General features: G+C 37.3%; 21 protein-coding genes. 14 read left to right on the top strand and 7 right to left on the bottom strand.

The annotated features are described in order from the left end of the window. The 12 genes from OD355_RS12165 to OD355_RS12110 form a co-directional block, all read left to right on the top strand. Positions 1 to 698, top strand: a 698-nt coding sequence (locus tag OD355_RS12165; RefSeq protein ID WP_263038763.1) for a hypothetical protein, incomplete at its 5' end; no start/stop codon positions are given. A 357-nt stretch (positions 699 to 1,055) separates the two neighbouring features. Beyond that, positions 1,056 to 1,814: a hypothetical protein gene (locus OD355_RS12160; protein ID WP_263038762.1), complete on the top strand. Its 759-nt coding sequence runs from the start codon at positions 1,056 to 1,058 to the stop codon at positions 1,812 to 1,814. 226 nt (positions 1,815 to 2,040) lie between these two features. Beyond that, the gene (locus OD355_RS12155) at positions 2,041 to 3,027 is read left to right on the top strand and encodes a DUF4238 domain-containing protein (RefSeq protein WP_263038761.1); all 987 of its coding nucleotides are present in this window, start codon (positions 2,041 to 2,043) and stop codon (positions 3,025 to 3,027) included. A gap of 348 nt (positions 3,028 to 3,375) precedes the next feature. Beyond that, positions 3,376 to 3,732: a YciI family protein gene (locus tag OD355_RS12150; protein ID WP_263038760.1), complete on the top strand. Its 357-nt coding sequence runs from the start codon at positions 3,376 to 3,378 to the stop codon at positions 3,730 to 3,732. Next, the gene (locus tag OD355_RS12145) at positions 3,722 to 4,942 is read left to right on the top strand and encodes a sigma-70 family RNA polymerase sigma factor (protein WP_263038759.1); all 1,221 of its coding nucleotides are present in this window, start codon (positions 3,722 to 3,724) and stop codon (positions 4,940 to 4,942) included. The genes OD355_RS12150 and OD355_RS12145 overlap by 11 nt, the downstream gene beginning before the upstream one ends. Before the next feature lie 439 nt (positions 4,943 to 5,381). Continuing rightward, a complete protein-coding gene (locus OD355_RS12140; protein WP_263038758.1) occupies positions 5,382 to 5,534 on the top strand; it encodes a hypothetical protein in 153 nt (50 codons plus the stop codon). A gap of 253 nt (positions 5,535 to 5,787) precedes the next feature. Beyond that, positions 5,788 to 7,113 carry a serine hydrolase domain-containing protein gene (locus OD355_RS12135; protein ID WP_263038757.1) on the top strand — a complete coding sequence of 442 codons (1,326 nt, stop codon included), beginning with the start codon at positions 5,788 to 5,790 and terminating at the stop codon, positions 7,111 to 7,113. 132 nt (positions 7,114 to 7,245) lie between these two features. Then, positions 7,246 to 8,163, top strand: a complete 918-nt coding sequence (locus OD355_RS12130) for a hypothetical protein (RefSeq protein ID WP_263038756.1) — start codon at positions 7,246 to 7,248, stop codon at positions 8,161 to 8,163. Continuing rightward, the gene (locus tag OD355_RS12125; RefSeq protein ID WP_263038755.1) at positions 8,160 to 8,840 is read left to right on the top strand and encodes an ABC transporter ATP-binding protein; all 681 of its coding nucleotides are present in this window, start codon (positions 8,160 to 8,162) and stop codon (positions 8,838 to 8,840) included. Before OD355_RS12130 ends, OD355_RS12125 begins: the two co-directional genes overlap by 4 nt. 176 nt (positions 8,841 to 9,016) lie before the next feature. Then, complete coding sequence (locus OD355_RS12120) at positions 9,017 to 9,316, top strand: GNAT family N-acetyltransferase (protein WP_263038754.1); 300 nt, start codon at positions 9,017 to 9,019, stop codon at positions 9,314 to 9,316. 29 nt (positions 9,317 to 9,345) lie between these two features. Further along, a complete protein-coding gene (locus OD355_RS12115) occupies positions 9,346 to 9,540 on the top strand; it encodes a hypothetical protein (protein ID WP_263038753.1) in 195 nt (64 codons plus the stop codon). A gap of 126 nt (positions 9,541 to 9,666) precedes the next feature. Beyond that, positions 9,667 to 10,260: a hypothetical protein gene (locus OD355_RS12110; protein WP_263038752.1), complete on the top strand. Its 594-nt coding sequence runs from the start codon at positions 9,667 to 9,669 to the stop codon at positions 10,258 to 10,260. Between the two features lie 169 nt (positions 10,261 to 10,429). Here the strand turns inward: OD355_RS12110 and OD355_RS12105 are convergent, their stop codons facing one another. The 7 genes from OD355_RS12105 to OD355_RS12075 form a co-directional block, all read right to left on the bottom strand. Further along, entirely contained in the window at positions 10,430 to 13,225 is a 2,796-nt protein-coding gene (locus OD355_RS12105; protein WP_263038751.1) for an outer membrane beta-barrel protein, read from the bottom strand. A 137-nt stretch (positions 13,226 to 13,362) separates the two neighbouring features. Beyond that, positions 13,363 to 13,998 (bottom strand): DUF4097 family beta strand repeat-containing protein, encoded by a 636-nt coding sequence (locus tag OD355_RS12100; RefSeq protein ID WP_263038750.1) that lies wholly within the window; start codon positions 13,996 to 13,998, stop codon positions 13,363 to 13,365. A 245-nt stretch (positions 13,999 to 14,243) separates the two neighbouring features. Then, positions 14,244 to 15,020, bottom strand: coding sequence for a DUF4097 family beta strand repeat-containing protein (locus OD355_RS12095; protein ID WP_263038749.1), 777 nt, complete (start codon positions 15,018 to 15,020; stop codon positions 14,244 to 14,246). A gap of 478 nt (positions 15,021 to 15,498) precedes the next feature. Further along, on the bottom strand, positions 15,499 to 16,305 hold the full coding sequence (locus OD355_RS12090) for an anti-sigma factor (RefSeq protein WP_263038748.1): 807 nt from the start codon (positions 16,303 to 16,305) through the stop codon (positions 15,499 to 15,501). A gap of 2 nt (positions 16,306 to 16,307) precedes the next feature. Beyond that, positions 16,308 to 16,832, bottom strand: a complete 525-nt coding sequence (locus OD355_RS12085) for an RNA polymerase sigma factor (RefSeq protein WP_263038747.1) — start codon at positions 16,830 to 16,832, stop codon at positions 16,308 to 16,310. A gap of 387 nt (positions 16,833 to 17,219) precedes the next feature. Continuing rightward, positions 17,220 to 18,680, bottom strand: coding sequence for a RagB/SusD family nutrient uptake outer membrane protein (locus OD355_RS12080; protein WP_263038746.1), 1,461 nt, complete (start codon positions 18,678 to 18,680; stop codon positions 17,220 to 17,222). A 57-nt stretch (positions 18,681 to 18,737) separates the two neighbouring features. Then, positions 18,738 to 21,890, bottom strand: a complete 3,153-nt coding sequence (locus OD355_RS12075; RefSeq protein WP_263038745.1) for a SusC/RagA family TonB-linked outer membrane protein — start codon at positions 21,888 to 21,890, stop codon at positions 18,738 to 18,740. Between the two features lie 175 nt (positions 21,891 to 22,065). Here OD355_RS12075 and OD355_RS12070 point away from each other — a divergent pair, with 175 nt between their 5' ends. Further along, positions 22,066 to 22,374 (top strand): Rieske (2Fe-2S) protein, encoded by a 309-nt coding sequence (locus OD355_RS12070; RefSeq protein ID WP_263038744.1) that lies wholly within the window; start codon positions 22,066 to 22,068, stop codon positions 22,372 to 22,374. 527 nt (positions 22,375 to 22,901) lie between these two features. Then, a complete protein-coding gene (locus tag OD355_RS12065; RefSeq protein WP_263038742.1) occupies positions 22,902 to 23,633 on the top strand; it encodes a MarR family winged helix-turn-helix transcriptional regulator in 732 nt (243 codons plus the stop codon). Positions 23,634 to 23,709: the final 76 nt, after the last annotated feature.

Raw genomic sequence — 23,709 nt, 5'->3', positions numbered from 1 at the left:
TGGCAAGCTTTGAACAAAACCCTATGGAAAAACAAAGTCTTAATGAGAATGTTAGCGAAACTGACCTAATTCGGATTTTTGAAAAACTTGACGAATTAAATAAAAGCCTGAACCAAACAGCTCTTGACATTTTTAAAAATGAAACAGATAGAAAATTACTATCCAAACCAAGTCATTTAACATTTTCAATTGTACATAGAGCTATCGAATTGAATAGAGGATTTAAGTCGTTATCAGAAGCAAACAATTGGATAACTGCAATAAATTTGCTAAGACTTCAAGCGGACAATTGTATGAGACTTTTTGCTTTGAGCTTGGTGAAAGACAGATTAGATTTTTACAACCGAGTTATAAACGGAGAACATATAAGAAACATTCTAGACGCAGAAGGAAACAAAATGACAGACTTATATTTGTCTCAAAAATTAGATACATTATATCCTGGCTTTAGAATGCTTTATGAAAATGCAAGTGGTTTCATCCATTTTTCTAATGAACACTTGAATATTAACAACGACAGAATTGAAGATGGTAATGATTTTATGATGTACATAAGAATTGCAGAAACAACAGAATTCTCAATTGCGAAAAAAGTAGATTTTGCTTTTAATATGTTTAAAGTAACAGAAGAGCTTTATAGACTTTTAAATGGCTACAAATTAAGTATGGCAGAATTTATGAAAAGATTTGACAAGTAAGCCTTCCACTAACAAGGTATTGCCAAAAGCGGGGCTGAAGTTCTTCTGATTGAGCATTTTTGCAAGGTTCAACAGCAGTATGAAATCTTATAGTAAAAACGAATTAGAAGAAGCAAAATTTGCTATTGGTTCGACAATCAGCAAATGTGAAAAAGCATTGCAGAAATTTTCCGAGAAATCACCACAAAATACATTGCTAACAAAAAGGATTAAAGCCCTTGTAATATCAAGAGATTTGATTGACAAAGCAATATTAGAACTAAACCAACTAATGCAAACAACGAACCACTAACAGCGGTTTGGCCTAATGGGGGGCTGACGTGCTTCGTATAAAAATTTGTGCTAAATTTGAATTCTGTGCTTCGTATCAAGTGTTGTGCCGAAAATCCCCCACTTGTCAAGCCCCAAACCGTTAGCTGTGATATTATGACGACACTCACAACCAGAAACGAAATCTTAAATTCAAAAAGAATTATCAGCTCTGAACTTACTAAAATGCAGAAAGCATTTTACGATGAAGAAATGCTGCAATATTATAAAGACGATAATGAAGAGCATTTATATTGGGAACAGTTTGACTGCATTAAGAATGATGAAACAAACTATTCAACTTTCAATAAAATTATTAGTTTCAACCATTCAAACATTCACACTTTTGCAAAGAAGTTAACAGTAAAGTTAATCGAGTTATTTAAGGAAATAAATGTTACCAACTTCATTATAATTTCACATTTAAAACTTGATTTCTTTGGAAATAGAGAAAACAAATTTAAACCGTTAAAGAAAGCATACGAGAAACTTGAAAAAATTGTTGGCGACAAAACTTTTAATGAAGCATTTGAAATTAACATTGATAGTCTAGAAGATTTTATTGAAATTCTATTCTGGACAACCCGTTGCGACCCAAGTATTGCAGAATATGTTTTCGTGTTTGATAAAGACGAAGAATTTCAATTTCATTTATGTAAATATGGAAATTTACACTTGACGGAATACAATAACGAACAACTAACCGAGGATATTCTAAAAGAATTAGGTTGGACGATTATCGAAGGACAGGAACACGATAACTTTACAACAGACGGAAAAATTAAAGGAAGACAATTAAAACTATAAATACCACAGCTAACACGGTATTGCCAAAAGCGGGGCTAAAGTGCTAAATTCAAGATTTGTGCTTCTATCTCCGCCAAAAACGAATTTTATTTCGTTTTTTATTCTTAAATTTAACTCATAAAAATTAGTTTGGCTCGCCTCGGTGCAAAATCGAAACTTTCTGCTTCAAATGCCCCGCCTTCGGTAATACCCAAAACGTTAGCTTTAAGGCTTTAGACCCATTTCTATGACAAAGGAAAACGTCAGACAACACTTTATACCTCAATGCTACTTGAAAAATTTTTCTGAAAATGAGAAGTTTGTTTTTGTTTATAGTAAGACAAATGACAAAAAAGGTTACGCACAGAGCATTGCTAAAACTGCATACAAAGACTATTTTTATGCAATTCCCGAGAAATATTTGAACAAGGAAATTTTATTAGATATTGATAGCAATTTTATTGAGAAAAAAATCTTAGCAGAAAACATTGAAAGCCTTTATTCTGAACTTCTGAATAAAATAGTCCAAGCGGCGTCAGCGTGGACTTTCTCCAAATCGAAAAAAGAAATTTTTACTAATAAAGAACGAGATTTATTTGCAGCTCTAATTGCAATTCAATATTTGAGAATGCCCAATATAAGGGATATGTATTGGCAAGCTCAACGGAAAGCTCAGAAAGAAAGAAACGAAATTGTACAGGCATTTAAAAAAGTCAATGGAGATATTGACGATAGTGAAGCAGTTGCTCTTAATATAGATGATGACTACGCACCAGTTCTGCATTCGGGACTATTCTTAGACGAAAAGCTAATTGCAGACATGCAAGCCCTCTTGATTAAAAAAAATTGGAGGTATAGAGTTGCAACAAATGGGACGGTATTCACTTCTGACAATCCAATTTTATTGAAACCGCATCTTAAGAACCAAATTGCATTCTATGAAGGGTTTGCCATGAAGGGAGTTGAAGTAATTTTTCCAATTAGCAAAAATATTATTTTGACAATTTGGGATGAAGCTGTTTTTCCTAACTATAAATCAGAAAATAATGCGTTTAGTGTTTTAACGGATGCTGAATTGCGACAATATAATTGCTACCAATATATTTGGGCCAATGAAGAGGTTTATTCTACAAGAAATGACTTCAAGCTAATAGAACTACTTAAATTGTCTAATGGTGACGTAACCAAGGAAATATTTAAAGAACGACCGATAATAAAAGTAAATGGCAAATGATAGCCCTACAGCTAACAGGCTATTTTCAATAGTGCGGCTTGACGTTAAATGCTCAACTTCGGTAATTCTTTTTAACTTTAGTACAAAACTCAGCTGACGGATTACTATTGTCCCACCATCGCAAAGCCCCGAAACGTTAGTAGCAGGCAAACCAAAACAGAGTAAATGAACGAAACAGCGACAAAAGAAACTTGGAAAAACATTTCTATTGACAATCCAAAAAGAATTGACATAGACTTACTGTTTACAGACAAGTGTAAGCTTCCAAAGCGACCGATAAAAAAATCATAAAAATGTCCAAAATCCGAATATCTAAATGTCTTTACTGAAATTTAAAACCAATTTACAATGAAACAGTTCTTATTATTACTTCGCGAAGACGTTGAAAAATTAAATGAATTATCCCCAAAAGAAATGGAGGGATTAGCTAATGCTCATATGAACTGGGCAAACAAATTGGCCGAAGCAGGTCATTTGATCTCGGGAGACGGATTACACGAAAAAGGTGTTCTTATCACAGGAAAAGATTGTGTTATTAAAGACGGCCCTTACCTGGAATCCAAAGAAATCATAGGAGGTTATTACTTATTGCAGGCTGACGATTTAGAAAAGATTGTGGCGTTGGCAAAAGAATGTCCTACACACCTTTACGGAGGAACTACGGAAATCCGTCCGATAATGGAAATGGAAGATTATGAACAATAAGTTACTTTCGAAAGAAGAGATAAATTACAGAGCAATCTATGGAAAGCTGTTTTCAGGATTATTAAATCAATTTGGTACAAATTACGTTTCTGAAATTGAGGATGCTATTCAAAATTCGTTTTTGAAATCCCTAAGAATTTGGAAACAAAATAATGTTCCAAGTAGCAAAGAAAGCTGGCTTTTCATTGTTGCCCGTAACGATATATTGAACCAAATCAAAAAGCAGAAAGAAAATCCTAATTTTTCAGTAGAACAATTTGAAAATACTTTGTCAACAAGCAATGAAACAGATCTACGTCTTCAAACGATTATCTTCATTTCTGCATTAGAAAATGTTTCCAATCAAGCCAAAATACTTTTCGTTCTCAAAAATATCTTTGGTTTAAGCATTCCGGAAATAGCCGATAGCACATTAATCAACCCCGAAGCGATTTATAAAAACATCAACCGTACAAAGAAAAATATACAAGTCGAATATAGTGGAAATTTCATAGACCTGAACTCAATTACAGCTCATCAACAAGCAATTTCTATTGCAGAAGAAATCTTTTACGCGGTTTTCAATATCGGCTTTGATTCCTTTAGTGAAAAGACGGAAAATATTGTAAATAAAGATTTATGTCTGGAGGCTTTCGCTTTGACAAAACTTTTGTTTAGTCTATATCAATCTGACTTTACAAGCAACTTATTGGCACTCTTTTGCTTTCATACCGCAAGAATTCCTGCAAAAATGGATAACGGGAGGCTCATTTCTTTCTTCCGTCAAAATCGGGATAAGTGGAATAAAGAATTGATCAATGCAGGTTTTCATTATCTTAAAAGGTCGGACAAATTGAGCAAGTATTACCTAGAAGCAGTTATTGTCAGCAAGTATATGACAACAAAGGAATTAACCCAAAGCAATTGGGCCGATATGGTGAAATTATATGAAATGATGTTACTGGTTTCGCGATCACCCATTGTAAAATTGAATTATTGCTTTTGTTTGAGCAAAATAGGGAAAACCGAAAATGCGTTGAAAATTCTTTCACAGATAGAGAAAGAACTTCCCGGCGAACACCTCTATTTTTCGTTGGTCAAAGCTAAAATGCTAAAGGAAATCAGTCCCAAAGAATCCGATGATTTATTCCATTTGGTTTTAGACAAAATGCAACAAAAAATAAGAAAAGAATTCCTATTGGAAAACGAAATCAAAAGATGGATTTTATGAATGGTATATTTTGAAAATACAAATAATTTTATGGCTTACGGGGTGTTTGTGTATGCTTTCCTGTATGGGTAATAGCTCCCAAAAAGTTAATCCTGTTTTATCCTTGGACGAAGTGCGGGAAGATTTTCGCAAATGGGAGTTTTTCCATTTATTGATGCACTTGAAAAAAATGCGCCAGAGGGATTAAAAATGCTGAATTAGCAAAAGAGCGTGTTAAAATAAGGGCTTCCGAAGGTGGACATAATATTGAACCTGAAGTGATTGAACGAAGATATAAGAAGGGAATTAAAAATTTGTTTAACATTTATCTTCCGATTGTTGATGGCGCTTTGGTTTTTGACAATTCTGAAGGAAGACACGAACTTCTTGCACAAAAAACCATTGACGAAAATTTAATAATCATTGACGAACAAAAATTTAATGAACTAAAAAGCAATCTATGACAACTGTAGAAAAACAAATAGAATTTAAGAATAAGATACTTGTGGGACTTGAGAAAGTTTACGAGCGACTTATTGAGTTTAAAAAGCAGAAAAATACAGAACTTGTTATTATGAAGGATAACAAGATTGTGAAAATAAAACCGCAATAAAAGCCCAGCGTACAACATAGTATTTGAAAAAAGGCGCGTTGAGAGCGCAATATGACGCCTCTCCTATTTTAGCCGCTACTGCTTTCCCATTTCACCATTTTTTGTAATTTAGGCTCGTGGAAAAAGCATTCGCTTCCGGTGGTCTAAGCTGAACTTTTCATCCGTTTAGCCCGCCCATCGCAAACACTCTTTCCGTTGTGTGCAAATCGTCGACACAAAGACAATGAGATACAATGAGACTTAAAAACAAAAAATGATGAAATCTAAAATTATTGTATTGGCATTATTACTAGGAATAGGTTTGACTTTAAACGCTCAAAACTTTGACCGACAAAAAATGGACAGCCTCTTTTCAATTATTGAGAAAAATCAAAGAGGTATGGGAAGTATATCCATTTTTGACAAAGGGAACGAAGTTTATCATAACAGTTATGGGTACGCAGATTTAGAACAGAAAATTAAGAATAGTACTTCGACAAAATTTCGCATAGGTTCGATTTCTAAAACATTTACGGCCACGATAATCATGAAATTGGTAGAGAATAAAAAATTGTCATTATCCACACAACTCAGTGTTTTTTATCCACAAATAAAGAATGCTGATAAAATAACTATTTCTCACCTGTTGCAACACCGAAGTGGAATCGCTAATTTTACAAGTGCGGCAGACTATATGCAATGGAATACCGAACCTCAAACAAAAGAACAAATTATAAACAAGATTATATCAGGCGGCATATCATCTGAGCCTAACGAAAAATTTGAATACTCCAATTCAAATTATGTGTTACTTACATTTATTGCAGAAGATGTTTCGAAAAAGAAATTTTCCGAATTACTTCAAGAAACTATTGTTAAGCCCTGTCAATTGAAAAGTACATTTGTAGGAAGTAAAATCAATCTTAAGAACAAAGAAGCCCTGTCATATACCAAACTATCAGAATGGGAATTGGAAAAGGAAACCGATATGACTATTCCATTGGGTGCAGGTTTCATTGTTTCAACCCCTTTCGATTTGAATACTTTTTTGAATTTTTTATTTAAAGGGAAAATTGTAAAAGAAGAAACTTTGAAACAAATGACCACTGTGATAGATCGCTTCGGCTTGGGGTTGATTCGAGTTCCGTTTTATGACATGAAAGGATACGGTCATACAGGGGGAATAGACGGATTTCAAGCAAACGCTTTTTATTTTCCGCAAGAAAAAATATCTATAGCATTGACATCAAATGGAGTTGTTTATCCGTTGAATGATATAATAGTTGGCTCATTAAGTATCTATTTTGGAAAGGAATATCAACTTCCTCAATTCAAGGAATCTATTGCTTTGACGCCAGAAGAGTTGGACAATTATATAGGAGTTTATTCAACCGACTCTTTCCCTCTAAAATTAACAATTAGTAGAAACGGAAACACACTAATAGCACAAGGAACAGGTCAACCGTCATTTCCATTAGAATGTGTTGAGAAAAATAAATTCAAATTTGACCAAGCGCGGTTAGAATTAGAGTTTATTTCATCCGAAAATAAAATGATTCTCAAACAAAATGGGATGACTTTTGACATGAAAAGAGAATGACCTGCAACAAGCGGTTTGCAGTCAGGCGGGGCAAGTCGCAATTTGAAAGTTTGAACGAAACAATCCCGCCCGAACGCAAAGCCGCCAAATGTTAGCTACCATGGCAAAAGACCCGACAGAATGTACAGTTAAATGAAAGAATATTTGCAACTTCAATACAAAATGACAAACCGTAGGTTTAAAGACACAGGACTTAAACCATTGATTGCATATCTCATTTTGGCAGTTGGCTTTGTTGGACTTTCAATTTACTTATTTCATAAGACAGTATTTGCAGAATATATTTTTGTTTTTTCGGCTCTGACTCTTATCGGAAAACTTTCAGAAACCCGAAGAACCGAATTTTTGAAAATTTGTTTTGGCAACACAAAACTAAAAAAAATAAGAGTTACGGAAAACCTCATTTCCACATTACCATTCTTGATCTTTCTGCTTTACAAACAACTTTTTCTATCTGCACTTCTGTTGTTTGTTTCGACGACAATTTTAGCTCTTGTAAATTTTCGAACTACGCTAAACTTCACCTTATGGACACCGTTTTCAAAACGACCATTTGAGTTTACCATGGGCTTTAGAAACACTTTTTACTTGATTTTTGCGGCATATGCATTGACAGTTATTGCTGTTTCTGTAAGCAATTTCAATCTTGGAATATTTGCAATGTTGCTTGTGTTTTCCACTACATTAAGTTATTACACAAAACCAGAAAACGAATATTACGTTTGGACATACAACGTGAACGCCAAAGAATTTTTGTTTAGTAAAATTAAAACGGCAATACTTTTTTCTGCTTCACTTGTATTGCCAATTGTAATAGTTATCGCAATTTTCTATCCTCAAAATATCGGCATTCTATCACTTTTCTTTTTTGCTGGCTTTGCGTTTCTAATCAGCGTAATCGTTAGCAAATACGCTGCATATCCTGACGAAATGAATATTACACAAGGCATCCTTTTAGCTCTATGTATTGGGTTTCCGCCTATACTTGTTGTGCTTATTCCCTACCTTTTTGAAAAATCTGAAAACCGTCTAAGTAGCTTGTTGAAATGATAATAGTCCGAAATTTATCTAAGCAATACGGGAGAAATGAAGTTCTGAAAAACATCAATATACAATTTGACAAAGGAAAAGTATATGGTATTGTTGGCGAAAATGGTGCAGGAAAAACAACATTGTTTAGGTGTATCGCAGGCTTAGAAGATTACGCAGGCGAAATAAGTTCAATCCAAAACCCAATTAAAAATTATCTTGGTTTGTTGCTGACAGAACCTTTCTTTTTTCAAAAAATTACAGGCAAAGAATATATCCAGTTGCTATGCAACGCAAGGAACATAAAAATAGCAGATATTCAAGAAAGAAACATTTTTGACTTGCCTTTAAATCAATATGCTTCTACCTATTCAACAGGAATGAAAAAGAAACTGGCATTGACAGCCATTCTTTTGCAAGGCAACGACTATTTTATACTTGACGAACCATTTAACGGAGTGGATATACAAAGCAACATTATCATCACGGAAATTATTCATAAACTAAAAGCTCTTGACAAAACAGTTATCATTTCATCGCACATTTTCTCAACGTTGAGCGATACTTGTGATGAAATACATTTATTAAGCAACGGTAGTTTTATTAAATCTGTTCAAAAAGCAGATTTCGCAGCATTGGAAACAGAAATGAAACAAATGACAATAGGAAACAAAATTGAAAAATTAGGACTGACATAGAAACGGCTGCTAACAAGCATACTCGTAAAGCACGGCAGACGGAAGTAACTGAACATTTGTACTTCTATCAACATTTGTGCTTAATTTAGGCTGACTATTTTCAAATGCCCCGCCTTCGGCAATACCCAAACCGTTAGTGGCTATACAAACGCAGAGCCAACAAAAAAATTTTTAAAATGCACATTAGAAGCGAAGAAATTAGAGATTACAAAGAAGTATTTAAGCTAATTGAAAATGCTTTTGAAAATGAAGTATATACCGACCATAAAGAACAATTCTTAGTTGAAAGATTAAGAAACTCTAAGGCATTTATTCCCGAATTATCATTGGTTGCTGAAATTGACGGTGAGATTACCGGTTATATTTTGCTAACAAAGATTAAGATTATAAACAATGACATACAAAAAACATCATTAGCATTAGCACCAGTAGCAGTACTAAAAAAAATCAAGGAAAAGGAATTGGAGGAAGACTAATTGAGGAAGCCCATCGGAAAGCGAAGGAATTGGGGTTTGACTCTGTGATTTTATTAGGACACGAAAAATATTATCCAAAGTTTGGCTATGAAATGACAAAAAAATACGGAATTAAATTGCCTTTTGAAGTTCCTGATGAAAACTGTATGCTAATAGAGCTAACTGAAAATGCTTTAAAAGACATCACAGGAATAGTTGAATATCCAAAAGAGTTTTACGAATAAAGAACAGCCATTAACATCGGTTTGGCGTAATGGCGGGTGACGGATTTCTATTGAACATTTGTGCTAAAATCCCTGCCTTCGGCAAATACCCAAACCGTTAGGCGCAATTTTAAAATCACATCTCATATGAAAAACTATCTATTTATAATAGCAACACTTTTTTCTACAGTAGTTTATTCGCAAGATAGAAATATCATTGAAAAGACTTTTAATGAAATTAAAAGAAATTCAAAAGTTGATAAGAATGACTTTACTTGTTATAATTTAATGCAAAAAATGTATGATGAAGTTTTACAGAGCGAAAATTCAGAACTTAAAGAAAGTACAATAACTGCAATCAAGAAGTACGAGAATAGTAGAAAATCAAAAAATACATATTTGTTTGCAACATTAATGTTTTACCAGAATGTCATCACGAAATCAGCAAATGAAAAAGTAGTTAAACCTGAATTGCAAAGGGATCTTATAAATTATTTAGAAAATGAACTGATTGAAATCTACGGCAAAATCCCGGCAATTATTTACGTTTATAAAGTTGAAACTTTGAGTTTATTTGACGATAAAACAGAGATGAAAAAGTATATTGATGAAGGATTGAAAAACTACCCAAATTCAATACCACTAAAATATTATAGCTACAAATATTTGAATGAACAGACATACAAAGAAGAATTATTGAAAATAAACAAAAAACACTGGTTAATTAACATTGAAGAATAAAAACTGCCACCAACTTCTGTTCTTCGATTAAAGTTCAATGCTAAAATCACGCCCATCGCAAATACCTAAACGTTAGTGGCAATTTTAAAACGAGTACGGCTTAAGGCTGCTGCAAGCGCTCCCATTGTATTAAAAGGCATCGCTGCATACAGATCCAATCGTTATGCGATTACCACAAATTCCACTGTCCGCCTACTTTTTTCTTTTGCCCGGAGCTCAAAAGATTGTAAGTAAATGTAGCCATAAAATATCGTCCCAGCACATTTGTATTGTTATAGACAACCGTATTGCGGTTTGAACTTACAGACAGGCTCCTTACCTGGTTGAGCAAATCAAATACAGCTAACTTCAATACGCCACGCTCCTGCTTTAAGAAAGTAAAGTTTACGGCAGCTTTCCACAGAATAAAATCGCGCAGAGCCGGATCTTGGATCTGCTTTCTGTAATCGTAATTGAGCTGTGTTTCAAAGATTACATGTTTTATATGCCGGCTGATCAGCTCGGTGCCCAGGTTATAGCCCGGGGCTGTAAAGGTCTTAAAATAAGGGTTGGTATTTTTTGTCTGGTACTGGTAAAATCCTCCATTATAATTCCATTCCAGCTTATCGTTCCAATTCAGGTTCAGGCTTCCCCAGCTGTTCAGGTTCAGCGTTTTCTGCCTGCTTAATACATCGTTGTACAAAAAATTATTAGAATTATAAGCTATATAAGCGCCTATATTCCAGCTCCAGGTAAAACTCGTCTTTGTTTTGTTTTGCTTATTAATGCCGAAGTTGGTTGCATAGGCATTGCTGCCATCAGCATTAACCGGCAAAATAGTTTGCACGCCTTTGTTGTCCATCGTTATGTTTTGTATTACATCGTTATTGGTGCGGCTTGCGCTTGCCCAGGCCCACACGTTCAGGCTGCGTTTAGTATCGTAATTATTAAAATTGATGTCGATATTGTCTTTTACTGCCGGAGTCAGCGTTGTATTTCCCAGCACAATTGTATAAGGGTTGGTATTATCCCGCACGGCTATGAGGTGCTTGTAAGAGGGCAATATCACGTTTCTGTTATAGTTAAAGTTGAGGTTTTTATAAGTGATGCTCAATTGCGGTAAAATATTGGCCTGCTTTTGTTTCAGTGGTACAAGTGTATAGGAATATTTTGTAGTAAAATTTTGAATTTGCGCTCGAACTCCCGGCGTTATTCTCCATTCTTTTAGTTTTATTTCAATGCCCCCGGAGAAGCTGCCATTGTTGCTGGTACGGTCAAAATCACTGGTGAGTGCGGGGTCGGGCGTTTTACCGCCGTTGGCTAAAGCAAAACTTTCAATACTGTTTTTTAATTTTTCATATTCGTAGCGGCTATTGAAGCGGAGTGTAAGATATTTATTGACCGGCTCGCTATAGTTAACAAAAGCGCCAGCATTGGTTTGAGGTATTTTCTCCAGGCGCAACTGATGCATGAGGCTATCGTAAGCGGTGGGAAAATAATAATGCAGTTCTGCCAGGGTAGTGTAGTTGTTGTTTTTAGTATCGTATTGCGCAAACTGGCTGATCGTAAACCGCCTTCCTTTCTTTGATTTGCTAAGACGGGTAAACTCCATGCTTTGCCGGTAATAATTATTTTTATTGATTTTATTATTGTTTAAAGTGCCGTCATTTAATTTACCGGAAAAATTGTCAATGGTATTTTCCAACGAGTTCATCAGGTTATTCTGGCGCCCGCTTGTAAAATTCAGTACGCCTGTAAATGTAGTAACACTATCGGGCTTTAATTGTAACCCGGCATTGGCAATATGGCTGTTGCTTACAATATTGGTTGCAGCAATTGAGTTTCTTTGCTGTAAAGTATCACCGTAATTTATTTGTGTGTTTGTACTTCTTTGTATATCTGAATCTACATGGCCGAAATAGTATTGCAGATAAAAAGATTGTTTTTTACTTGGTGTATGATTCAGGTTGAAACCCGCACCCCTGCTGGCGCTTATGCCGCCATATTCTGACATGCCGCCAAATGTAATACCATTTATTTCTATGCGGCTTCCTCCGATGTTGTTGTTATTGATGCTGACACTTCTGTTTCCTGTAATGCTGGTAGTACGGCTCATGCCCCCGGTTTGCATCAGGTCTGTATAGTTAAAGCCGGGTTTGTTCAGGTTATTTCCATAACCCAGCACGCTCAACTGCAAAGTATCTCTGAACATATTCGCAATAAGCCCGGCTTCATAACGGCTATTTGTGCCGCCCCCAGCATAAGCTTTTCCAAACAGTCCTTTTTTGTAGCCTTTTTTAAATGTAAGATTAATTACTTTGCCCACATTATTGCGGTTATCATCGCCATTGGCATTCAACTCGTCTATATCATCGGTTACCTGCACTTTCTCAATACTTTCTGCCTGTAAGTTTTTACTGGCCATTTTGGGATCATTGCCAAAGAACGATTTCCCGTCTACCAGTATCTTGTTTACCCTTTTGCCATTAACCATAATATTGCCGTCCCTGTCTACATCTACGCCCGGCAATTTTTTCAAAAGGTCTTCTACCACAGCATTGGGCAGTGTTTTAAATGAACTGGCATTAAACTCTATAGTATCTTTTCTTACAATCACCGGCGGCCGCTCAGCTATTACTACTACTTCTTCCATATCTTCTTCCAAAACCGTCATTTCCAGCGTTGCCAAATCAAGCGTTTTTGATGTTGCGGATAAGATAAATTCTTTCCGAAGCGTAGCATAACCGGCATGTGTGGCAACTAATCTCAAAGGAACTTCAAGAGGCAGGCTGTTTAATGAGAAATGGCCTTTATGATCAGTGAGCCGGTAGGTGACCAGGGCAGTATCTGCAGCTTTGTAGACAGAAACTGTTGCAAGCGCCAGCAGATCGCCTTTGTCCCTGTCTTTAAGAGTACCGCTGAGAGATCCCTGTGAAAAAGCAGTAAAAGCAATAAGAATAAACAGGGCCGTTAAAATTTTTCTCATCAAAAGTGTTGGTTTAGAATTTAAAAATAAATATCCTTTAATTTCACAGGGATGTGAAATTTTGAATTTTTACATTTTCCCTTTAATAAGCTTATGCCTTTGAAGGGTCTTTATGTTTGTTGCTTGCACTATAACTTTTATTTATCTGATTTTCGCAGGTAAATATCGCCGCTTACAGATTTCAGGCTCACCCTGTCGCCGCCGCCGTTATAAAGTGCAGCGATACTGTTATGCGGGCGCTTTACGTCACCGGGCGTAAGAGGCAGATTGGTATAAACAGTACCTGTAACAGTGGTAATCAGGAAACTGGCATTGCGTGTTTTTGGTATTGCCATGTTTACATAACCGCTGATAGTAGATACTGATAACGGACCGGTACGTCCTGTGACACTAATATTTCCATTAATAGTTTTAATATTCACCTCAGATCCCGAGGGGATATAAATATTCCAGTTAACGTTCATGCTGGTAATGTTTTGGCAGCTATCTTTCAGTTTATTGCTACTTATTTCCCCTTTTATGACAATCTTATCTGCTGCTTCTTTAAACTGAACTGTGTACAATTCGTTGTTTCTGTTATGATTGATATCAATGGATGCCTTGGCATACAATTCATTTTTATGCCATGTAACAATGTTAATGCTGTCTGCAATATTCAGATCCATATCGAACGATACAGCAGGATTTACCGGCAGCCGTTTTTCAACAATTTTCTGTGCGCTTGTGCTTATTGCCAAAAAGCAAAGCAACGATAAGAGATAAGTTCGTACCATGGTATATTTTTGATTTTGTTCTGATGGGCTGCGATAGTTTTTGGGAAAATACGCCAGTGAATCATACATTGGTATGCCACATGCTTATGGTTATTTCTTCGTACATGTTTTGTTTTGCGGCTTTTCCAGCTGATATTGTGTGCCGGCTACTAAGGAGATGCATGTGCCTTATAAGCACAATATTATCGCACTTCATTTGTATATCATAGCATTTTAATTGTAAAGAAATTGTTTTAGCCGGCAGCTTACTTTTTTTTGCGCAGGTAAATACTGCCGCTTATATTGGCTACTTTCAGGCTGGCGCCACCGCCATTTACTGCTGCTTTGATATTGTTGCCGCCTACTTGCCTCAAGGATCTTTTTTGGTCTTGCAGGTCAAAGTCTGAATATATCTGGCCGGAAAGATTGCTCATCTGAATATCTACACCCGCACTTGATGGCATCATAATATCTATTTCACCGCTGACAGAATTTATAGAAAACACCTTGCCTTTGGGCATATTATCCAACTGCAGGTTTACATCGCCGGAAATAGTAGATAGCACTACAGGCCCTGAAATATTTTTAAGATTGATATCGCTGCAGTTTTTCACTTCCACTTCGCCTGATAATTTCGACAACGTTATTGTGCCGTACCTTGCACAATCTTTGTTCACTTTTACATTATAGTTTTTAGGAACCATTATAGCATAATCGCCTTTTTTAATAACCGGCAGCAGGCATTGCAGTTCTATTTTATTATCGCTTTTTACCATGTACAAACCAATGCCTGTATTATCTGTTCCGGACGCGTAAATAGCCTGCAACCCTCTTGCCCGCTCATTGTTGACTGCCGGCAAAGAAGAGGTAATTATTATTTCTGTTCCCGTATATCCTTCAACAGATAAATTGCCGGTAAAGTCTTTTAATGTAAGTACTGATGATTTTGTACCCTTCCCGGAGATCCGGTATTCCCGTGTTTGGGCAGAGGCAGACAATGCAAAAATCAAACTTAGCATAAAAGGTAAATATATTCGTTTCATGTGTTAATATTTAATTTTTTCTGTTTGTCACATGGAATAGCCTTTATTCATCCGCGGTTGTATGCAACCTTGCTTATGGCTATTTCATGTGTATATAATTTATTTGTTTTTCAGTTGTCACATAGAATCACCAAAACCTAATTCTTTATTATCATTCCCGCTTGGTATAGATTCTTAATCTTTATGGTTATTTCATGTGTATATTTTTATTTTTCTTTATGGTCACATGGAATAGCCTTTATTCATCCGCGGTTGTATGCAACCTTGCTTATGGCTATTGCATGTGTGTGTATTTAGTTCGTCGCTTTGCGGCTGTTTTAATGGTCACATGGAATTACTTGTAGTGAACTTCGTTTCGCTTATTCATCCGCAATTGGTATGCAACATGCTTATGGTTTTTTTTATAAAACTTCTATTGCGTTGAGTAGAAATTTTCACGAACATCTTTACAGCTAAAAAGAAGATAAGTGATGCAAGCTTAGAGCATCTGCATGCCTTTTTCTGCTGCTTCCTTCACCGGCTCAATAGCATTTTTATCATTAATAATATTTTGTAATGTTTTTTTAGCGCCGTCTGCTTTCTTATTGGCTAAAAGATTGATCATAACAATCTGTATGATCGGGTCTTTCTGTTTAGGCAAGGATGCCACAAGGGAATCGCTCACCACATCTATATTTGAAAACTTAGCAACAGAATATAAAGCTGCCAGCCGTACATTGACGTTTTCATCATTATTGATCGTTTGCAGCAACGCATTGATCATATTAAGGTCCGGCTGTTTTATTTCTTCAACATAGCCTACCGCTTTTATCCTTTCGCTTGCGCTTTCATTATTCAGCAATGCAAACATCACGGCTTTTTTCATTTCCTTTACTTCAGTTCTTAATTCAGCTATTTCAGTTTGTTTTCCTTGGCCGCTACCGTTACTGTTTTTAATTAGATAGCCTATCGTAAGGCCTCCTATAAACAACATAATGCTTGCTGCTATATTGTACGGAAACCTGGACACTGAAAACATTTTTGCGGCCGGCTTCTGCTGTTTCTCAAACACCTGCTCTTTAGCCGATTCCTGTTGTAAATTATACTGAAATCTTTCCCTAAAACCTGCTGGCGGCATTTCCTGTTTGCAATCTTGCATAGCTACAGATAAATCCTGGAATGCCTGAAGTGTTTTTCTGCACTCCGCGCAAGCCGACAAATGCATTGTTACTGCTTCTGTATGCTGATCGTCTAAAGTACCGTCCAGGTACTCTACTAACAATAATTCTATTTTCCTGCAATCCATGGCTACCAGTTTTTTACTTTAGAATATACATCTTTCAACTCCTTCATTGCCCTGCACATCTGCGTTTTCACAGCGCCTTCCGTACTGTTCTTCATCTTAGCAATTTCTGAATATTTAAATCCTTCATAACGGCTTAATATTATCAGTTCCCTTGCATCGGGAGTTAATCTTGCAAAAGCATGCAAAAGATTTTCAACCGGCATTTCTCCTGCGAAAGTATGGGTCACCTGGGTTGAATCCTGCTCGTAATTATCGGTAAGGCTGATAACACGGCCGGCTTTCTGCCTCATTTGAAAATCGTCTGTAAAAATATTCCTGGCCATTTGATATAGCCAGCTTTTAAAACTTCCGCATCCCGAATCAAACGAATGCCTATACCTGATTACCCTCAAAAATAAATCCTGCGTGAGGTCTTCACTTACCTCCCTGCAAGCGCCCATTTTCCTGAAAAAGTTGTATAGCGCTACATTATACCGATCAAACAACAGGCTAATGCCAGACATATCGCCATCTCTTGATCTTTGCATTATTTTTTCGTCCGACAATTCTTCCACCGGTTAAATTTGACTTGTTATAAACTGAATACTCGAAAAAAAGAAAAAGGTTACAGGAAATAAAAAATATTTTAGTCCTTACACTTAAGCAGCCGTTTCCATGACACGCACTGCTTAATTCACAAATATGAGATATTTCTCGTTTAATGGTGTACTGATCTTTTTGATGGCAGAGGTGCAATAAAATAAACCGGCAAAATGCCGGTAAAAACAACCTATCGCAAATTACACAGAGCGAAGTGTGCAATCAAGAACCGGCCAGGCAAAAATTGATACAGGTTGCCGGCAATATTGCTCTCTAAAGGTTTGAAAGCCTTAGTTACTCTGGTACGGCAATAATCGCTTGTGACGAAGTGCAGTTTAATAGCCTGGGTTTTGCTGAGCGCCAATTCCCGGATTGGCATTGATCTCACCGATGGCTATCGGCAAAATTATTTTATTAAAGCTGCGGTCGATGGTTTTTGGCCTGTGCGCCATAGTTACGCCTACATGTTCGTCATTAAAAGTTATTTGTTTGCCGGCCCTGATCATATCAAAAAAACGATGGCCCTCGCAAAGCAACTCCTTGCTTTTTTCATCAAGAATAAGGTCTTCTGTGATGGTAGCAGCAGTAGCGGGCGCCAGCGCAGGTGCACGTTTGCGTATGAGGTTCAGGTAGGTTGCTGCTTTTGCCGGGTCCGGAGACGGTTTTTTAAATGCTGCTTCAGCCGCTGTTAAGTAGATTTCAGATAAGCGGATCACTTTAATGTTTACTGCAGTATACGGGTCTTTGCCTTCGCCACTTTTATCTACAGAGCCTACATATTTATAGCAGGCGCCTTTACGGGTTTTTGAAATTTCATCATAGGTCATTATACCCCAGCGTACATCTGTATTATCTTGCCCAAGCCTGCTGAGATAATAATCGGATGCTATAAAATTTCCTAAGGCATTATTGTCTTTGTTGCGTAAATAATAAAATCCTATGGAAGCCGAACCTAATTCACCTTCATCTTTTACCATCCGTAATTCAAAAATAGATTCTTTACCAAACTCTGCTTTCCAGGAATTTACCCATTCTGTATTGCTATACAAACTATAAACGCCTGAAGTTATTATCTCTTCTGCAACATTCAGCGCTTTCTCATAATCGCCCATAGTTAAGTACACCCGCGACTGGATAGCTTTGTTCCCATAATAATTGATATAACCATTGCTTTTGGCCTTAGGCAGCAAAGATTCAGCTGCTGTTAAGTCAGCTAAAATCTGGGCATAGGTTTGTTCAACCGAACTTCTCAATGGCTGCGCAGAAGCGCTTAAAACCTCAGTAACCACGGGCACCCCATAAGAGCTTTTGTCCATTGTATAAGGCTTGCCATAGAGGCGTACCAGGTCAAAATACATTAATGCTCTCAGCGTCAATGCCTGTCCTTTGTAGTTTTTAAAATCAATGGTAGTGCCTGCTGCTTCCAGTTTCTCTATGCCTGCTATAATATTGTTGGTCTGCAATATCGTATTGTATATATCTGACCAGAAGGAAGAGTAGGTGTTGGAGTTAACCGTATGGTTAAAGGTGTATAATGCATCCAGGCCCCTACCTTGCGACGCGATGGTAAGATCACCGCCTTTGGCATCGGCATAGATCAGAAAATTTCTTCCGTAATAGGTAGACCTGATCATTTTCCTCATTACGCCATTGAGCATTACTTTGGCATCTGCAAGGGTATTGATGGTGATGTTAGCATCTGTAGAGTTGCTGGGCTTTACATCAAGAAAATCTTTTCCACAGGAAAAAAATAAAGCGCTTGCAACTACTGATAGTATGATAAATAACTTTTTCATTCTTATCTCTTTTAATGTTTTTAATTGTTCCGGATAGCTATGTGATTGCAGAATATTTTACAAGTTAAGCTCAAGGCCAAAAGTGTATGTTTTACCAAACGGCGTTTCCCAGCCTCTTGTACCATAATTGTTCACTTCCGGATCGGCCCATTTAAATTTAGACCAGGTCAATAAATTTGTTCCGTTGAAGAATAGCCTGGCAGCATTCAGGCCGGCTCTGCTGACGATGCCTACAGGAATATTGTAAGAAAGATTTACATTTTTTAACCGCAGGAACGAAGCATCGTAAATATGCCGGCTGGAGCGCGTAATGCCATCCTCATGGTCGTTTCCGCTTATCTGCGGATAAATAGCATTGGGATTGTCTGGCGTCCATGCAAGCTGGTACGCGTAATAGGAGCGAACCCTTTCCCAATAATAGCCATCCTCGGCCACGTCTCTGGAACCTGCATCAAATAATTTTCCGCCCCACTTATAAATAAAGTTGAATCCAAAAGTAAATCCTTTGTATTCCACATCTGTGTTGAAGCCTCCGTATGCTTTGGGCAACGGCGATCCCGTGATCACCGATTGTGCTTCAGAGACGTTATTTGTTGCTCCTCTGCCATTGTGTAGGAATGCGCCGTTAGTGCCGTCATTGGTATACCATATAGGCTTGCCATTGGTTTTATCTATACCTGCCCACTCGGGAGTATAGAAAGAAAGCACCTGCTCACCCTCGCGGTATATAAACTGAACCCTATCGTCTCCGCCGGTAGGATCCCACCACAATACATCCTGGTCTCCATACAATTCTAACACTTTAGATTTTATAAAAGATGCGTTTACACCAGCAGACCATCTCACCCGGCTGTTCCTGATGATATCGCCATTCAGAGAAATCTCTATTCCCTTATTGTTGATGGATCCTACATTTTTTAACGTGGTGGAAAACCCGGTGACCGTGGAAATGTTCACATCCTGTAAAAGATCTTTTGAGTCCCTGTTGAAATATTCTATACTACCATTGATCCTGTTGCTGAGCAATCCAAAATCAACACCCAAGTTATAGGTATAGCTGGTTTCCCATTTCAGATTTTCATCTGCTATTGTTGTCAATGCACCTCCCGGCTCCCCGTTATAATTATATCCGAAAGTGGCCAACGATCTCCATCCGTAATTAGGGCTTGGAAATGTTCCGTTGGTGCCATAGGATGCCCTTAGCTTTAGCAGCGAAATTTCTTCCATTCCTGCCATAAATTGTTCATTTTTCAGGTTCCAGGCTCCCGAAACCGACCAGAAATTGCCCCAGCGCGTATCCGGTCCAAGCTTAGAGTTGCCGTCCCTTCTGAACGAAGCGGCAAGGAAATATTTCTGATCAAAATTATATTCAGCCTTGGATAAAAATGACATCATATTATTTCCCCAATAGTAGGCATCGGCATCTTTTTTACCTGCTGTGGCCACAGTATGCAGCGCGCTAGAAGGCATGTTTGAGCCGCTGGCCATTGTGTAGTCTGTCTGATTTTTTTCTGCTTCAAAACCTCCTAATAAATCAACTGTGTGCCGGCCAAAAGACTGGTTGTAATTCAATGTGGTAGAAGACCCCATCTTTTTGATATTGGTGGTATATTCAAATACGGTTCCGTTGGCCGTAGCTCCATAGGTTGTATGGAAATGAAGCGGGCTGTAATAGAGATGGTCTTTTACCTCAGCATTATCATAAGAAAATACCGTCTTCGCGGTAAGTGTGGGCAGCAATTGAATGGTCAGCGATTCTATGGCAGATACACGCAGGGTCTTTGACCAGTTTTCCCATTGTGTATCGTAATAAACAGGATTGTAGCCAAGAGAATTGTATCTGGCTGTATATGGCTTACCGGTTTTATAATCGGTAGGCCAGTAGAAGGGAAACAATAAGTTCCGTGAAAGATATAGGTAGTTAGTGCCGGTATTCCTGGTATCGTTAAACCCGCTTTTGTCGTTAAAGCTTATGTTCACGTTTGAGCCAAAGTCAATATATTTTCCTATTTTTTGCGAAACATTTACTCTGCCGCCGATGCGGTCAAATTCATTCGTATATGCCCTTCCCTTATCTTTTGTGTAGGATAATGATGAAAAGTATCTGGTCTGATCTTTTCCGCCACTTACTGCTATATCGTAGTTCTGGTACTTGCCTGTTCTGAACAGTGCTTTTTCCCAGTTGAAATATTTTCCATCGCGGTTTTCAACACCATCAGTTTTACCCGTGATTATTACATCTTCATACAACCCGGTACCTTTTGTTGCAAAATCATAGCCATGAATGCCAAAGCGTGTTTTCATCCGGTTCAGTGCATACTGGTTTGCCTGCGCTTCGGTGTAGCCGTTTGATTGCCTGTAGTCGTGGAAAATCCGGTAAAAATAATTTATTTGCTCTTGCGGGCTTCCTGTTTCGTAGTTATCTGTAGCCCAGGAAGGTGTAAACCCGAAAGTGGATCTGAAGTTGATGCGCGGCTTGCCGCTTTTCCCCTGCTTGGTAGTAATCAGTACAACACCGTTTGCAGCACGTGATCCGTACAGAGAGGAAGCTGCTGCATCTTTAAGCACAGTGATGGATTCAATATCATTCGGATTCAACGTGTTCATTATATTATTTGAGGTATAGAGTTGCCCGCTCATCTGGCCGGCACTCCCAGATACTACCGGAACTCCGTCAATCACGTACAACGGCTCGTTGGATGCATTCATAGAACCTGTGCCCCTGATCCTGATAGACGATGCAGATCCCGCCTGGCCGGATGTAGTCGTGATCTGCACGCCGGGCATTCGTCCTGTAAGAGACTGCTCAAAAGAAGTAACCGGGACATCTTTGATCTCTTTTTGATTGATTACTGTAGCTGCGCCGGTATAACTGCTTTTTGTAGTGGTACCGTATGCCACCACAAAAACTTCCTGGAGGTCGGTAATCCCCCTGGACATGCCCACATCAATTACAGTTTGATTGCCAACGCGAAACTCTTGTGTAATAAACCCAGTATACACGAAAACAAGCGTGTCATTTGCAGAAGCCTGGATGGAGTATTTGCCTTGCTCGTCGGTAATTGCCAATGCCTTGCTCTGCCTGTTCACAACATTGGTATTGGAAAGGGGCTGGCCGTTTTCATCCACAACCGTACCCGTAACTTGTTGTGCATTTGAATGAATAATTAATACTAAAAATACTGTCAGCAGTGAAAAAGCTTTTCTCATGTAGCATAATTTAGATTATTGGATTATTGAAATTATAAAATTTTTATGTAAATCGTAATGATTTTGAAAAATATATCTTATAAAATTAAATTCTGCTAACAAATTAAGGATTATGTTAGCCAACTACTAATTAGAATTTATTAGCTTTTTAAACTTAAAACAGTATTTTGCGCTTATGCCTGCTTATAAAATTACTGACGTTGTAAACAATGCGCTTCCCGGCGTAATGACAGTTGTTGAGATAGCATCCATAAAAATTATTGTGGTGAAAAAAGAAAAGCAGGTGTATGCTTTCCGGGCATCCTGTCCGCATGCAGGCACCATGCTTACGGATGGATATATTGATGCGAAAAACTGTGTCGTATGCCCCACCCACTTTTATAAATTTGACATTGCCTCGGGAAAAAATGTAACAGGCGAAGGCTACCGCTTAAAAACCTATACAACAGCAGAAGCAGACGGGGAGTGGTATGTGTATGTGTAATACATACGGAAGCTGTTATAAGCTTCTCGCTTAGCCGTGCTCTCGCATTATCAAATCCACAGATTACCAGAATGGTTTAAATTCTATCATCATTATAACAATAGATGATCTGATTTAAAATAAGCATTTCCTTAGTAAGTGATGTAGAACCGGAATTTCCATTAACCAGATGGTAGTTTTAAAGTTTCTACTATTCCTAAATAGTATAAATTTATACTAATTATTTTTAAATAAGTATATTTATGTACTTTTCATGGCAATAAATAGTATTTTTGTATTATAAATATTAGGAAATAACCATCTCGCCTAATGCGAGGCCAACCGGGATAAGTATTGAATCTAAAGAGATGATTATTCTATGTTACAACTGAAAAACAGATAAAATATAAAATATACACATGAAATAGCCATAAGCAAAGTTGCATACCAACCGCGAATGAATAAAGGCTATTCCATGTGACCATAAAGAAAAATTAAAATATACAGATGAAATAACCATAAAGATTGAGCATCTATACCAACCGGGAATGAGTATTGAATCTAAAAAATGGTTATTCCATGTGGCAATTGAAAAAACAAATAAAAATACACATGAAATGAATTATAGTTTGATAAAAGATGTACTTGATTTAATCAAAATGTTTGAAAATGAAAATACAGGAATTAGCGCTTATCAAAACGATGTAGAAGGCTTTAAAATTTGGATGGCCAAAAAATATCAGCCTCTTATTCATGATCAAGAGGTGGATTGGGAAGGTAAACTAACAGGAAGAACAACTGAAAGTGTTATTGCCAGCCTGGTAGTTCACATGAACAGGTTTGGCAAAAATTACTTTAAATCGGCAATTTATGGCTCTGATTTTTCAACCCCTGACGATGTTATCTATTTGATTGTATTGAAATTCAGCCAAAACATGAGCAAAATGGATCTGATTAAAAAGAATGTTCATGAAAAACCAGCAGGCATGCAAATTATCAAAAGGCTAATCGCCAATGGTTGGGTATATGAAAAAGACTCCGACACAGACAAAAGAAGTAAAGTTATCAATATTACCCATGCAGGTTTAAGGGCATTGGATGCAGTAATGGAAAAAGTAAGGCATGCAACTGATATAGTATCCGGCGATTTGTCGAATGAAGAGAAAATCGAGTTAATACGGCTATTGAATAAACTCAATGATTTTCACCAAAAGATCTATCATAAAAACTTCGATCCTAAAACTTTATTAAATAATGTAAAGGATTTTAAAACTAATTAGCATGCAAAGGGAGAACATCTGATTTCTAAGAGGCGCTGCCCAGGTAGATTATTCGGTTCAAACCATTATCTACTCC

The organism is Haoranjiania flava, from assembly GCF_025631005.1.
In the GTDB taxonomy this organism is placed as follows: Bacteria; Bacteroidota; Bacteroidia; order Chitinophagales; family Chitinophagaceae; genus Haoranjiania; species Haoranjiania flava.
Note: the sequence above shows the minus strand (reverse complement) of the source record. Positions and strands in the feature narration are given on the sequence as shown.